This window comes from Paracidovorax anthurii (assembly GCF_003269065.1).
In the GTDB taxonomy this organism is placed as follows: Bacteria; Pseudomonadota; Gammaproteobacteria; order Burkholderiales; family Burkholderiaceae_C; genus Paracidovorax; species Paracidovorax anthurii.
In genome coordinates this window covers 1-14783 of sequence record NZ_QLTA01000046.1, presented here as the reverse complement: position 1 = coordinate 14783, position 14783 = coordinate 1, and the positions used below count along the sequence as shown (strand labels likewise).

7 protein-coding genes and 1 pseudogene are annotated in these 14783 nt (G+C 69.1%); 6 read left to right on the top strand and 2 right to left on the bottom strand.

What is annotated here, in order from left to right:
• Positions 1-16 precede the first annotated feature (16 nt).
• The 3 genes and pseudogenes from AX018_RS18745 (at position 17) to AX018_RS18735 (ending at position 4897) form a co-directional block, all read left to right on the top strand.
• Entirely contained in the window at positions 17-1600 is a 1584-nt protein-coding gene (locus AX018_RS18745) for an alkaline phosphatase D family protein (RefSeq protein ID WP_111880426.1), read from the top strand.
• Between the two features lie 227 nt (positions 1601-1827).
• A complete protein-coding gene (locus tag AX018_RS18740; RefSeq protein WP_111880424.1) occupies positions 1828-3660 on the top strand; it encodes a gamma-glutamyltransferase family protein in 1833 nt (610 codons plus the stop codon).
• A 263-nt stretch (positions 3661-3923) separates the two neighbouring features.
• Positions 3924-4897: pseudogene (locus AX018_RS18735) on the top strand (TRAP transporter substrate-binding protein).
• 24 nt (positions 4898-4921) lie between these two features.
• On the opposite strand, the gene AX018_RS18730 reads toward AX018_RS18735, so the two are convergent.
• Together AX018_RS18730 and AX018_RS18725 are read right to left on the bottom strand one after the other, a co-directional pair.
• Positions 4922-5698 (bottom strand): EAL domain-containing protein, encoded by a 777-nt coding sequence (locus AX018_RS18730; RefSeq protein WP_111880422.1) that lies wholly within the window; start codon positions 5696-5698, stop codon positions 4922-4924.
• 332 nt (positions 5699-6030) lie between these two features.
• Positions 6031-8466, bottom strand: coding sequence for an Lcl C-terminal domain-containing protein (locus AX018_RS18725; RefSeq protein ID WP_111880419.1), 2436 nt, complete (start codon positions 8464-8466; stop codon positions 6031-6033).
• 337 nt (positions 8467-8803) lie between these two features.
• On the opposite strand from AX018_RS18725, the gene AX018_RS18720 reads away from it, so the two are divergent.
• The 3 genes from AX018_RS18720 to rpoD all read left to right on the top strand — a co-directional run bounded on the left by AX018_RS18720 (position 8804) and on the right by rpoD (position 14484).
• Positions 8804-9838, top strand: coding sequence for a helix-turn-helix domain-containing protein (locus AX018_RS18720; protein ID WP_211322483.1), 1035 nt, complete (start codon positions 8804-8806; stop codon positions 9836-9838).
• A gap of 53 nt (positions 9839-9891) precedes the next feature.
• A complete protein-coding gene (gene dnaG, locus AX018_RS18715; RefSeq protein ID WP_111880415.1) occupies positions 9892-11874 on the top strand; it encodes a DNA primase in 1983 nt (660 codons plus the stop codon).
• 255 nt (positions 11875-12129) lie between these two features.
• Entirely contained in the window at positions 12130-14484 is a 2355-nt protein-coding gene (gene rpoD / locus AX018_RS18710) for an RNA polymerase sigma factor RpoD (protein ID WP_111880411.1), read from the top strand.
• Positions 14485-14783 lie beyond the last annotated feature (299 nt).

Here is a 14783-nt window from a genome sequence, read left to right as displayed (position 1 = left end):
TCCACAGGCACCGCCGATGAACGCCCCGGGCCGCCGCGATCTGCTGCTGCGCGCGGTGGCCGTGGCCGCCGCCGGCGCCCTGCCCCGCTGGGCCTGGGCCGCGCCCGGCTGGCGGCACGACCCGTTCGCGCTGGGCGTGGCCAGCGGCGACCCCGCGCCGGACGGCGTGGTGCTCTGGACGCGACTCATGCCGGCCGCGCCGGACGAGGCCGCCGGCCCCGCGACCGTGCGCTGGGAGTTGGCGCACGACGAGCGCTTCCGCCGCATCGTGCAGCGCGGCACCGCCACGGCCCTGCCCGAGCTGGCCCACAGCGTGCATGTGGAACTGCGGGGGCTGGAGCCCGGGCGCTGGTACTTCTACCGCTTCCTCCACGGCGACGCCGCGAGCGCCACCGGCCGCACGCGCACCGCGCCCGCGCCCCAGGCCCTGGAGGCGCGCCTGCGCATCGCCTTCGCCTCGTGCCAGCGCTGGGAGCACGGCCACTACGCCGCCTGGGCCGACGCCTGCCGCCACGCGCCCGATCTGGTGCTGTTCCTGGGGGACTACATCTACGAGTACGCCAGCCCGGCCAATGCGGCGGGGCTGGCCCGGGTCCATGCGCTGCGCCAGGCCCACACCCTGGCGGACTTCCGCGACCGCCATGCGCTGCACCGCAGCGACCCGGCCCTGCAGGCCGCCCACGCCGTGGCGCCCTGGGCCGTGACCTGGGACGACCACGAGGTGCAGAACGACTACGCAGGCCTCTCCGGACGGTTCGCGCACGAGGCCGGCTTCGCCAGCCTGCGCGCCGCTGCCTACCAGGCGTTCTACGAGCACATGCCCCTGCGCGCGTCCGTGCTGGCGGGTGGCGCGGACGGCTCCGGCGGCTTCGCCGGGCTGCGGCTGCACCGTCGCCTGGCCTGGGGACGGCTCGCCCGCATCCACCTGCTGGACGCGCGCCAGTTCCGCAGCCGGCAGGCCTGCCGCCAGGAGGGCTCCACCAGCGCGGGCGCGGTGCGGCCCGCGGACTGCCCGGAGCTGGCCGACCCGGCGCGCAGCTTCCTGGGCACGGCGCAGGAGCGCTGGCTGGATGGTGGCCTCGCGGAAGACGCCGGCGGCGCCACGCGCTGGAGCGTGATCGCGCAGCAGACGCTGTTCTCGCCGCGCCGCTATCCCTCGGGCCTGCAGTCCACCGACGCGTGGGACGGCTACCCCGCCGCGCGCGCCCGGCTGCTGGCCTCCGTCGCCGGGCATGCGCCGCGCAACACGGTGCTGCTGGGCGGCGACATCCACCAGAACTATGTGTGCAACGTGCAGGCCCTGGAGCCGGGGCCGGAGGGCGCCCCCTCCGGCCCCGTGCTGGCGAGCGAGTTCTGCGGCACCTCGATCAGCTCGCGGTCGGGCACCACGCAGGACAAGGTGGATGCGATCGCCCGGCTCAACCCCCACGTGCTGCTGGCGCGCTGCGACCTGCGCGGCTGGGGCCTGGCCGACGTCACCCCCACGCGCTGGACCACGGTGCTGCGCACGGTGGACGACCCGCTGCGCGCGGACAGTGCCGCGTCCACGCTGGCCCGCTTCGTGGTGGAGGACGGCCGACCCGGCCCGGTACGCGACTGAGCACGGGGCGCGAGTCGATTGCTATTATTTGAATAGCAAGAAAGCCAATGGATACGGCGACATGGTGGCAAAACTCTCGCCATCCGCGGGCAGGCACCGCTCAGGCCTCCGTGCTGCCCCGCCCCGCCTGGTAGCCGCTTGTAACAACCCGCCCCGCACAGGGCCGCGCCCGATAGGATGCGCGGCACCCTTGAAGCAACCATGCAATGCACGGAGGAGTTTTCCCGATGATCCCCCCTTCCACCCGCCGCTCCGCGCTGGCCCTGGCGGCCACCGCCGCCCTGCTGGCCGCGTGCTCCAGCGCCCCGCGCCTCGCCTACACCGTGCCCGACCAGCCCGAAGGCTCCTCCGGCTACACCGAGAAGCCCGGCTGGGCCACGCAGAAGTTCGCCGTCGCGGCCGCCAATCCGCTCGCCACCGACGCGGGCTACCAGGTGCTCAAGGCCGGCGGCTCGGCCATCGACGCGGCCATCGCCGTGCAGATGGTGCTCTCGCTGGTGGAGCCGCAGTCCAGCGGCATCGGCGGCGGGGCCTTCCTGCTGCACGCCACGGGCAGCCAGGTCGAGGCGTATGACGGCCGCGAAACCGCGCCCGCCGCGGCCGACGAAAACCTGTTCCTCGGCCCCGACGGCAAGCCGGTGCCGTTCTACGACGGCGTGGTGGGCGGCCGCTCGGTGGGCGTGCCCGGCGCCGTGCGCATGCTGGAGCTGGCGCACAAGGAGCACGGCGTGCTGCCCTGGGCGCAGCTCTTCGAGCCCGCGATCCGCCTCGCCGAGAGCGGCTTCAAGGTGAGCGCACGCCTCAATACGCTGCTCGCCAACGAGAAATACCTCGCGCAGGACCCGGTGGCCCGCGCCTACTTCTTCGACGCCGCCGGCAAGCCCTGGCCCGTGGGCCACGTGCTGCGCAACCCCGAGCTGGCCTCGGTGCTGCGCGGCATCGCCCGCGACGGCTCCCGGGCGCTGCTCGAAGGCGAGGTGGCCCAGGCCATCGTCGCCAAAGTGCAGGGCCACCCGACCAACCCCGGCAAGCTGAGCCTGGCGGACCTCGCGGGCTACCAGCCCAAGAAGCGCGAAGCCCTGTGCAGCGACTACACAGCGGCGGCGGCCAAGGCCTTCCGGCTCTGCGGCTTCCCGCCGCCCAGCTCCGGCGCGATCGCCGTGGGGCAGATCCTCGGCATCCTGCAGAACACGCCCGCCGCCAGCCTGCCGCTGCAGGCCGGCCCGCAGGGCGCGCAGGACCTGCAGCCCGGCGCCGACTGGCTCTACTTCTACAACGAGGCCTCGCGCCTCGCCTTCGCCGACCGGGGCCTGTACGTGGCCGACCCGGACTTCGTGCAGCCGCCGGCGGGCAGCTGGTCGAGCCTGCTCGATCCGGCCTACCTCGCCCAGCGCGCGCGGCTCATCGGCCCGCAAAGCCTGAAGGTGGCCCAGCCCGGCACGCCCGGCGTGGTGAAAACCAGCTACGCGCCCATGCCAGACCAGATCGAGCACGGCACCAGCCACATCAGCATCGTGGACGCCAAGGGCAACGCGGTGGCCATGACCACCACCATCGAGGACCAGTTCGGTTCGCGCCAGATGGTCAAGGGCTTCCTGCTGAACAACGAGCTGACCGATTTCAGCTTCGCCCCGAAGGACGCGAACGGCCAGCCCATCGCCAACCGCGTGGAACCCGGCAAGCGCCCCCGCTCCTCCATGGCGCCCACGCTGGTATTCGACAAGGCCACCGGCCAGCTCGCGATGAGCGGCGGCAGCCCCGGCGGCGCGCTCATCATCCACTACACGGCCAAGACGCTCTACGGCATCTTCAACTGGGGCCTGACGCCGCAGCAGGCCATCAACCTGCCCAACTTCGGCTCGCTCAACGGCCCGACGATGCTGGAGGAAAAACGCTTCGCCCCGGCCACTGTGGAGCAGTTGCGCACGCGCGGCGCCGAGGTGCGCGAGATGAACATGACCAGCGGCCTGCAGGCCATCACCCGCGCCAACGTGCATGGCCAGCCGATGTGGCTGGGCGGCGCCGACCCCCGGCGCGAGGGGATCGTGATGGGGGACTGAGCCCCCGGCAGCGGCCATGCACCACGAAAAAGAGCATCCCCCGGGTGCTCTTTTTTTGCCACCGCGCCACCGTGCTATCACATCCGGCCCCGCATGCCTATTGCCGAACACTCGGGGCTGTGGCTTGGCCGACTCCACGGCCTCAAGAAGTGCTTGCCCGCACCGGAAACGCACCGGGACAATGCCCTCCCACCGGCAACACGCTCACCCCCGGCCAAGCACGGCCACCGAAGAATTCTCGACAACACTGGAGGAAGATGAGCATGCGCAAGCGTTTCAGGATCGCACTCGCGTCGGTGCTGGCAACCCTGGCGGTACCCGCCCTCGCACAGACGGCCCCGCTGCGGGCATGGAACACCCACCCCGACGGCTACCCGGTCACCGAAGCCATGAAAAGCTTCATCAGCGAGGCGGAGGCCTCCACCAAGGGCCGCTACACGATCAAGCTGTTCTCCGACGCGGTGCTGGGCGACCAGGGCAAGGCCGTGAAGATGCTCAAGGCCGGCGAGATCGACGTGGCCGAATTCAACCTGGGCCCCTTGCAGAGGCGGTGCCGGCCCTGCAGGCCTTCAATCTCCCGTTCCTGTTCACTGATGCCACGCACATGTTCCGCTACCTGGACGGCGCCATGGGCGACCGGCTGGCGGAGAAGCTCAAGGGCGCGGGCTACGTGGTGCTGGGCTGGTACAACGGCGGCGCCCGCTCGTTCTACTGCACCAAGCCCATCGCGCGGCGCGAGGATCTGGCCGGGCAGCGCATCCGCGTGCAGCAGGTCGATTCGCACATCGAGATGGTGAAACTGCTGGGCGGCACGCCCGTGGTCGTTCCCTACAAGGATGTCCTGGACGGATTCCGCAACAACACGATCGACTGCGCGGAGGGCAACCTCGTCTCCTACGAGTCCACGGGCCACTACAAGCTGGCCAAATACATGCTGCTGGACCAGCACATGATCTCGCCCGAGGCGCTGGTCGTCTCCACCAAGCTCTGGGGCCAGCTGAGCGCCGAGGACCAGCAGGCCTTCCTGAAGGCCGGCAAGAACTCCGCGATCCTGATGCGCGGCCTGTGGGAGAAGCGCGTGCAATCGGCCCGCGCGGCGCTCGCCAAGGAAGGCGTGCAGTTCGTGGCGGTGTCGGATTTCTCGCCCTACGTGCGGCGGATGGCGCCGCTCTACAAGAAGCACACCGACAACCCCGACGTGCGCGGCGACCTGCTCACCATCATCTCCAACCAGTGACCGGGCCCGCCCCGGCCCCGCGCCTCAGCCTGGCGCGGTGGGCGCGGGCCACTGCACGGGCGGCAGGGCCTCCAGCGCCGGGCGCGCGAACAGGTAGCCCTGGAAGAGGTGCACGCCCATCGCCCGCAGGGGTTGCAGCTCGGCCTCGGTCTCCACGCCCTCGGCCACCACCGCGATGCCGAGTGCGTCGCCCATCGACACCACGCAGCGCGCGATCGCCTGGCGCACCGGGTCCGCGCCGATGCCGCGCACCAGCGCCATGTCGATCTTCAACAGGTCGGGCTGGAAATCCGCCAGCAGGCCGAGGCCGGCATAGCCTGCGCCGAAGTCGTCGATGGCGGTGTGGAACCCCTGCCGCCGGTATGCGCGCAGGATGCGGTTGAGGTGCTCGCGGTCGTGCAGGTTCTCGCTCTCGGCCACCTCGAAGATGATCCGCTCCACCGGAAAGCCGCAGCGCCGCGCGGCCGCGAGCGTGGCCCGGATGCAGGCCTCGGGCTGGTACACGGCGTTGGGCAGGAAGTTGATGCTGAGCCGGCAGTCCATGCCCAGGCGCGCGGCCAGCTCCACGGCGCGCACGCGGCAGGCTTGGTCGAAGGCGTAGCGGTTGGCGTCGTTCACGCGGCCCAGCACCGACGCGGCGGGACTGCCGTCCACGCCGCGCACGAGCGCCTCGTAGGCGAACACGCTGCCCCCCTCGCGCAGGTCCACGATGGGCTGGAAGGCCATGGTGAACCCGAAATCCAGCGCCTGCCCGTCGCGGCAGGCAGCGCAGGTCGGCGGAGAAGACGCAGGCGGATGCATGGCAGCGGCGGGTTACGCGGCAGGCGACGGAGGTCGATCGAACGCACAGCTTACGCCCATTCGGCGGGCTGTCACGGCGCCGTACGCGGAACGCCCCCGCACCGCAGCCGAGGCACTGCTGCACCCCGGCGCCGCGGGCGGCGTGGGGCGTGGAAGCCGGCGCACTGCACCGGCCCCCACGCCGCGCCCGTCTTCTCCCTCTCTCCCTCTCTCCCTCTTTGTTTGCGGGTCAGGCGGCCACGTGCGCCAGCGGCATCATTTCCCGGCCTGCGTGGTCGAGCGCATGGCCGTTTGACCCGGAGCACACCGCTGGCATGGGCTGGGCCCCGGAGTCACGGCAACAGCACGAGGTAGGCAAACCCCTCGGCGTCGCCACTCTTCGCCTTGATCTGGATCTGCTTTTTCGATGCCGGGGCCTTCGACACGGTCACCCGTCCGGAAGAACTGATCTGCACGCTAGGATCGTTGGAAGTCCATGACCAGGCGGCCTCGTCCTGATCGACCGCGGCGCCTGAACTCAGCACGCCCCGGATGTGGAGGTCATACACCGATGGGTACTGCTTGGTGACCTTTTTGGCCGGGGACAGCAGCAGGCGCTTCAGCACCGGCGCCGGCGCGCTCTGGTTGCCGTAGAGCACCGCCGTACCGTCGAGCCGGCCCGACTGGCCGGGCTGGTCCGACAGGTACCAGGGCAGCTCCGCCTTGATGGTGTAGGCCCGCGGCGTCCGCTCCTTGCTGCGCAACTGCACCAGGCCGCTGGTACCGTCGCTGTTGGACACGTGAACGTCAGACGCGTTGTCGCCCACGACGCTCCAGATGGCATCCTCGGTCACGTCCTTCCAGCGGTCGCTGTCGGAGTACAAGGCCAAGGCCCGCCCCTGCGCGGTGTCGGACGTGGATTTGAAGCCCTCGTAGAACTCGACCTTGAACTGAATGGGAACCGGCGGCCTGCGAACGTACAGCACGGGCATGGTCCACGGCACAGGCGGCACATTGCTGCCGTATTGGGTGTAGCACTGGCCATTGCCGCGGCAGAACTTGATGCGGATGTTTTCCTCGTCGCCGTTGTAGAGATTCATGACCAGCGTGCGCAGTTCGTAATCGTGCATGCCCCAGTTGCGATCGCGGCGCTTGTACGCATTGGAGGTGACGATATAGCCCGGCCCGAGGATCTTGCGGTCCCTGGACCCGGCGGGCCCCAGGTCCGCGAAATGGCGGTACTGGGTCGCGCCATCCTTCTGAACCGTCAGCGGCAGGAAACCGAAATGCCGCATGATCGCCGGTGCCGCCGCCGACCGATCATCCGAAAGCAATCGCGCGCGCGCCGCATCGGGCGGCATCAAGCTCCGCAGTTCTTCGATGGTGGGCAGGCGCCAGGGGTTGCCTGCGCTCGCCGGATCGGCCAGCAGGGCCTCATAGCCGTCGTACTCGAACATGCCCGGCTTCCACATCAGCCCGGTGGCGCGGTCCAGGATGGCCCCGTCGGCAAAGGGCTTGAGCCCGTTGGGGTACATCAGCCGCTGGCGCTTGATCTGGATGTGGTAATCGTCCAGGCATCGCTCGGCCGCGGCCAGTTGCGGCGGGTTGTCCGCATGGGCCGCTTCGATTTTCAGATTGAGCGCCTGGACCTGCAACACACGTGCCTGGTTGAAGGCGTTGAACAGGATTTCGTCGTAGGCCGTATCGGCACGCCCCGCATAGAACTTGGGGTGGTCGTCCAGCAGCAGGCGAATCAGCCCCTTCGCATCGGAGCCGGACCCCACCTGGTTGTCGTGGAGCTGGGTCAGCACGAGGCTCTCGTTCACATTCTTGACGAATTGCTCCTGGAGCTGCTCGGCCGATGGCGGCGCGTCCCCGGCAGCGTCCTGCAGCAACTCGGTTTTGGTCTTGACGAAAGCTTTCAATGTTTCCAGGGCCGTCAGGCACACGATGTACGCCGTGGAGCGCGGCACCTTGTCGATCGCATCGCTCAGCCGCTGGATCTCGGCCGTCAGGGCCTGCAGCTGTTTCGCCGTGGAGTCCTCGCCCTCGCCCAGGCCGAGTTCGCGCAGGAAGCTGTTGAGCCCGCTGACCTGCATCAGCCAACCCTTGACCTGGCCACCCGCCCAGTCCTTGAAGTTGCCGGCCAGGCCATCCACCAGATCCTTGACGATCGCCTCGGTGCTTTTGCCCGCGCCGAGCAGACCCGCCGTGCCCTGCCCGAACCCCTGGACACGGCCCTCGTTGACGGCCCCCGCCACCTGGCCGGCCAGGGCGGCCATGCCCCCGGCATCGCCCGCCGCCCGGTAGAACCGCTCGTTATCGAACAAGTCACGGTCCAGGCTGCAGCCCGGCGTCCCGACGGGAACGTCCGGCGGGAGCGCCAGCGACTCCAGCACGCGGGCCTGGGCCTGCGCCAGGTCCATGCCCGGGTGCGCGCCGGCGTAGGCATCCACCAGCGTGGAAAGCGGAGACAGCACCACCGCCGTACCGGACCGGTAACCCGCCACCCGCGCCGCCAGGTACAGGCCCGCCTCCATCTCCAGCACCAGGCGCAGATCGGTCTCCGCCGCGTGCACCGACACCGTGATGCTGCTGTCGAACGCGGTCTGGGCCAGAGTCTCGCCGCTGGCGCTGAAGACCGTGAGCGTGCCCTGGCGCGGCCCGGTGGACTCGGCGTAGACCGACACCTCCAGCGCATGGGGGGCCGGGCCGAGGCCGCCTTCGCCACAGCTTCGTGCCAGGTCGAGATGCATGAGGGGGTCGAAGGGGCTGTCCACAGGTTCCATGGGGGGGGTGTCCGGCAAAGCCGGTCCTTGAGAGATGACGAAAGTTTTTGCACTGCATTGAGCGGCAAGCCACCCAACGGCCCGTGCATCGTGACGTCTCGCCCCTGGCGCAGCAACCCGTCCGTTCGAAGGGGCCGCGCTGCCATCCCGCCGGCAAATGCACGCTGGACCGGCGGCTGAGATAAAGCGCCTTTCAAGCCCCCGCTGATTGAGACAAGGGATCAAATTCAGCCCCAGCCAGTGCCAAGGAATTTTTTTTGCGCTGTGTCGCGTGTGCACTACATTTCGCATGGCAACACACACAAAGCAACAGACCGCCGAAGGGCAAATGGAATTCATGGCAACCGAGGTCCGTCTGGCTCCCGACTCCCCCCACCATCGCCACGCCGCGCTCGCCAGTCCGCACGCGCCGGGGACGCTGGTGGAAGTGGCAACCGATCCCATTCCCCCGAAAGAGCGCCTCGACTTCTGGCGGGAATCCGTGCTCAGCCGCATGCGCTCCATGCCCGCCGTTCAGGACGGGACCGCATTCGGCGGACGTCTGCGGCGCATCGTCGGCCACGGTGCCGATCTGGTCGAGCACGCGAGCGAGGCCGTGCACGCCGTGCGCACCGAGGCCATGTGCCGCCGGGATGGCGCAGACGACATCAGCCTGTCGCTGATGGCGGAGTGCCACTGGGCCACGCAGGAAAACAACGGCGCCCGGCAAATCTCGGCCGGCATGCTCTATTTGGTGGACTACGCCCGGCCCGTGGAGGTGCGGCGCTCCCGTCACCGCGATCTGTCCATCTTTCTGTCGCGAAAAAAGATCCACGACGCCCTGGGCCCGGGTTTCGTGCTGCCCGACCTGTTGCCGCAGCGCCCGGGCCTGGGCAGCGTGCTGCAAACGCTGATGGCAGCCACCTGGCGCGAGGCACCGCGCATGGCGGCCGACGAACGCACTGCCGTGCTGAAAGCCTGCACCGACATGGCCCTGGCGCTGCTGCAGACATCGCAGAAAACCGGCCTGGAGCCCGATTCGTGCCGCTTCGACGACAGCCTGTACCGGGCGGCCTGGGGCCTGATACGGCGCCACTGCGGCGACCCGGCGTTCTGTGCCGAGCGGCTGGCCGCGCTGCTCGAATGCTCCCGGGCTTCGCTGTACCGGCTGTTCGCGCGCCACGGCGAGGGCGTGGCGGCGGCCATCTGGACCGCGCGGCTGGAAACCGCCTGGCAGCAAATCACCGTGAATGCAAACGCCCCCCCGGCGGAACGGCCCAGCCTGTCGGTGATCGCGCAGCGGTGCGGGTTTTCCGATCCGTCCACCTTCCAGCGCATGTTCAAGCACCGCTTCGGCGTCACCCCGCGCGAGGCACGGACACCGGGGCTCTGACCGGCCGCCGGCCGGCAGGGGCCGGCGCCGGCGCGTTGGGGGACAATCGCCGGGTGTCCATCCCCCAGTCGTTCATCCAGGAATTGCTCGCCCGCGTCGATGTGGTCGACATCGTCGGCCGCTACGTGCAGCTCAAGAAGGGCGGCGCCAACTTCATGGGGCTGTGCCCCTTCCACGGCGAGAAGTCGCCCTCGTTCAGCGTCAGCCCCTCCAAGCAGTTCTACCACTGCTTCGGCTGCGGCAAGAACGGCAATGCGATCAGCTTCCTCATGGAGCACGCAGGCATGGGCTTCGTCGAAGCCGTGAACGACCTCGCCCAGCAGGTCGGCCTGCAGGTGCCGCAGGACGACGTCTCACCGCAAGAACGCGAACGGGCTGCCGCCCAGCGCCAGAAGCAGGCCACGCTGACCGACGTGCTGGAAAAAGCCGGCGACGCCTATTGCAGGCACTTGCGCGAATCGCCGCGCGCGGTCGCGTATTTCAAGGGCCGCGGTGTCTCGGGCGCCATCGCCAAGCGCTACGGCCTGGGCTATGCGCCCGAAGGCTGGCGCTCGCTGGCCAGCGTTTTCCCCGAGTACGACAACCCCCTGTTGCATGAATCCGGCCTCGTGATCGTGAACGAGGAGGATGGCAAGCGCTACGACCGCTTTCGCGACCGGGTGATGTTCCCCATCCGCAACGTGAAGGGCGAGTGCATCGGCTTCGGCGGCCGGGTGCTGGGCGACGACAAGCCCAAGTACCTCAATTCGCCCGAGACGCCCGTGTTCCACAAGGGGCGCGAGCTCTACGGCCTCTTCGAGGCGCGCACCGCCATCCGCGAGCACGGCTACGCGCTCGTCACCGAGGGCTACATGGATGTGGTGGCGCTCGCGCAGCTCGGCTTTCCCAACGCCGTGGCCACGCTGGGCACGGCCTGCACGCCGGAGCACGTGCACAAGCTCTTTCGCTTCACCGACACGGTGGTTTTCAGCTTCGACGGCGACACGGCGGGCCGGCGGGCCGCGCGCAAGGCGCTCGACGGCGCCCTGCCCTACGCCACCGACACGCGCAGCGTGAAATTCCTCTTCCTGCCCGCCGAGCACGACCCCGACAGCTTCATCCGCGAGCACGGCACCGACGCCTTCGCGCGGCACGTGCGCGATGCCCAGCCGCTGAGCCGCTTCCTGGTGGAGGCGGCTGGCGACGGCTGCGACCTCGGCCTTGCCGAAGGCCGCGCCCGCATGGCCGCCAACGCGCGCCCGCTCTGGAGCGCCCTGCCCGACGGCGCGCTCAAGCGCCAGCTGCTGGGCGAACTGGCCGAGCTGGCCCAGCTCGGCGCCAGCGATCTCGCGGACCTCTGGAGCCAGGCCACGGCCCAGGAAGGTGGCCGGGGCGCCTCCCGGCCGTCCGCCCCGGCACAGGCCGGCGGCCCCCCCGACGACGAGCCGCCCTGGGGATCGCCCCCCCCCGACGGCAGCGGATGGGCGCCGCCGCGCGAGGAAGGCTACGGCACCGCCCGGCCCGGCAAGCCATGGCGCAAGGGAGGGGGCGACTGGAAGGGCCGCTGGCGCGACCGGGAAGACGAGCGCCCGCCCCAGCCGCGCCTGCCCTCCACCCCCGCGGCGAGCCGCGCCGACCACGCCGCCCGGCTGCTGCTCTCGCACATGGAGTTCCTGGAGGACCTGTCGCACGAGGACCACGCCGCCCTCTGCGCGCTGCCGGCGGCCCACGGGCCGCTCTTCACCTGGCTGGAGGGCCAGTGGCACGAGCATGGTCCGCTCGCCTGGGCCGTGCTGCGCGAGAGTCTGCGCGGGCACGGCGGCGAGGCCCTCGCCGTGCGCGTGATGACCGGCTCCCATGCCCAGACCGAGGGCGACGCGGCCGAACTGCGGGCCGAGCTGCGCGACCTGCTCGACCGGATGCTGGTCGAGGACATCAAGCGCCAGCAGAACCTGCTCATCCAGCAGGCCGCGCACGATCCGGCGGCCCTGGCGCAGTACCGCGCGCTGGAGCAGCGGCGGCAGGCCCTGCAGGGTATCGCGCCGCGTACATCTTGAAAAACCGCCACGGGCTATAATTTAGGGTTCATCGGCAAGAGCGACAGCAGCACCTCCGGGCCGGGCAACCGTGACACACACGCACCACCGCCCCCACACCGCAAGGACTGCACACCAAATGATCGCCCACACATCTTGCCCCTGGGGGTCCACCCCCCGAACCGCGAAGGCTCCGGCCTTTGCCGTGCCACCCGCGCCGGGATCCGAGGCGCTTGCGTTTCCTTTGTGTGTCCGTTTTTGAATCTGAGGTCGTCCATGCCCGCTCAAAAGTCCGCGAAGCCGCCCAAGTCCGCCCCCGAAACCGCCGCGAAGGCCGCGTCCTCCTCGAAACCTGCTGCGACCAAGACCGCTCCTGCCGCCAAGAAAGCCCCATCCGTGCCCGTGAACAAGTCCGCCGACAAGCCCGAAGCCTCCGACGAAACCACCAAGAAGGCCAGCCGCGCCAAGGTGGCCGCCTCCACGGCGGCCGATGACGAGGAGTCGCCCAAGAAGCGCCCCGGCCGCCCCGCCAAGGCCGCCACCACCGCCGCCGCGTCGAAGGCCCCCGCCAAGCGCGGTCGCAAGCCCAAGGCCGCCGAGGAAAGTTCCGGCGGCAGCGGCGACGACGCCGACCTGTCGGACATCGAGTCCGACCTCGAAGGCGAGGTCGAGGCCGAACCCGCCGAGGCCACCCCCGCCGCCGAGAAGGCCAAGCCGCTGCGCATGAAGATCAGCAAGGCCAAGGAGCGGGCCTTGATGAAGGAATTCGGCCTGGACGACACCGTCCTCTCCGAGGAAGACCTGGCCAAGCGCCGTTCCCGCCTGAAGGCCCTGATCACGCTGGGCAAGACCCGCGGCTACCTCACGCAGGTCGAGATCTCCGACCACCTGCCCGACAAGCTCGTCGATGCCGAGACCATGGAAGTCGTGGTCACCATGCTCAACGACATGGGCGTGGCCGTGTACGAGCAGACGCCCGACGCCGAGACGCTGTTCCAGAACAACGTGACGCCCACGGCCACCACCGTGGAAGAGGCCGAGGAAGAAGCCGAGGCCGCGCTCTCCACCGTGGACAGCGAATTCGGCCGCACCACCGACCCCGTGCGCATGTACATGCGCGAGATGGGCACGGTGGAGCTGCTCACGCGCGAGGGCGAGATCGAGATCGCCAAGCGCATCGAAGGCGGCCTGCAGGCCATGATGGAAGCCATCAGCGCGTCTCCCGCCACCATCGCCGAGATCCTCGCCATGGGCGAGGAGATCCGCGAGGGCAAGGTCGTCATCTCCACCATCGTGGACGGCTTCTCCAACCCCAACGAGGCCGATGACTACGTGGCCGAGGAAGACTTCGACGAGTTCGACGAAGAGGACGACGACGACGGCAAGGGCGGCTCCAAGGCCCTCACCAAGAAGCTGGAAGAACTCAAGAACGAGGCCCTGCGCCGCTTCGACACGCTGCGCGAGCTGTTCGAGAAGATGCACAAGGTCTACGACAAGGAAGGCTACGGCACGCCGACCTACATGAAGGCCCAGCACTCCATCTCCTCCGAGCTGATGACCATCCGCTTCACGGCCAAGACCATCGAGAAGCTGTGCGACATGGTGCGCGCCCAGGTGGACGACGTGCGCAAGAAGGAGCGCGAGCTGCGCCGCATCATCGTGGACAAGTGCGGCATGCCGCAGGAAACCTTCATCAAGGACTTCCCGCCCAACCTGCTCAACCTGCAGTGGGTCGAGAAGCAGGCCGCGGCCGGCAAGCCCTGGAGCGCCGTGCTCGCACGCAACATCCCGCCCGTGCAGGAGCTGCAGCAGCGCCTGATGGACCTGCAGTCGCGCGTGGTGGTGCCGCTCACCGAGCTCAAGGACATCAACAAGCGCATGAACGAGGGCGAAACCGCCTCGCGCGACGCCAAGAAGGAAATGATCGAGGCCAACCTGCGCCTCGTGATCTCCATCGCCAAGAAGTACACCAACCGCGGCCTGCAGTTCCTCGACCTGATCCAGGAGGGCAACATCGGCCTCATGAAGGCGGTGGACAAGTTCGAATACCGCCGCGGCTACAAGTTCTCGACCTACGCCACGTGGTGGATCCGCCAGGCCATCACGCGCTCGATCGCCGACCAGGCGCGCACCATCCGCATCCCGGTGCACATGATCGAGACCATCAACAAGATGAACCGCATCAGCCGCCAGCACCTGCAGGAGTTCGGCTTCGAGCCCGATGCGTCCATCCTGGCCGCGAAGATGGAGATCCCCGAGGACAAGATCCGCAAGATCATGAAGATCGCCAAGGAGCCGATCTCCATGGAAACGCCGATCGGCGACGACGACGACAGCCACCTGGGCGACTTCATCGAGGACGGTGCCAACACCGCCCCCATCGATGCCGCCATGCAGGCCGGCCTGCGCGACGTGGTCAAGGACATCCTCGACGGCCTCACCCCGCGCGAGGCCAAGGTGTTGCGCATGCGCTTCGGCATCGAGATGTCCACCGACCACACGCTGGAGGAAGTGGGCAAGCAGTTCGACGTGACGCGCGAACGCATCCGCCAGATCGAGGCCAAGGCACTGCGCAAGCTCAAGCACCCGAGCCGCTCCGACAAGCTGCGCAGCTTCATCGACTCGCTCTGACGATGCCCGCCACGCCGCCGCGATCGCCCGGATCGCAGCAGGCGACAATGGCCCAGGCCTGCCCCGCCCCGCGGTGGCAGGCCTTTTTTCATCGCCGGGCCGCCCCAGGATGGAAAACGCCCCCTTGGGGGGCAATGCCAGTCAGTTAACAGCTGACTGGCATTTTTTCGTTGGGAACTTGTGCGCTCTGTTTTTGACCTCGCGCGGGTAGGTTCGCTCAGGTCGCCGTGGCGGTAGGACGAAGTAGTGGGCCTGTTGCAGCAACTGATCCAGCCGTTGGGGCAGCGTGCCCGGTGTGG

What these genes read in the sequence shown, in the direction of transcription:
- AX018_RS18745 (WP_111880426.1), top strand. Translation starts at nt 17, where the DNA reads ATGAACGCCCCGGGCCGCCGCGATCTGCTGCTGCGCGCGGTGGCCGTG.
- AX018_RS18740 (WP_111880424.1), top strand. Translation starts at nt 1,828, where the DNA reads ATGATCCCCCCTTCCACCCGCCGCTCCGCGCTGGCCCTGGCGGCCACC.
- AX018_RS18730 (WP_111880422.1), bottom strand. Translation starts at nt 5,698, where the DNA reads ATGCATCCGCCTGCGTCTTCTCCGCCGACCTGCGCTGCCTGCCGCGAC.
- AX018_RS18725 (WP_111880419.1), bottom strand. Translation starts at nt 8,466, where the DNA reads ATGGAACCTGTGGACAGCCCCTTCGACCCCCTCATGCATCTCGACCTG.
- AX018_RS18720 (WP_211322483.1), top strand. Translation starts at nt 8,804, where the DNA reads ATGGCAACCGAGGTCCGTCTGGCTCCCGACTCCCCCCACCATCGCCAC.
- rpoD (WP_111880411.1), top strand. Translation starts at nt 12,130, where the DNA reads ATGCCCGCTCAAAAGTCCGCGAAGCCGCCCAAGTCCGCCCCCGAAACC.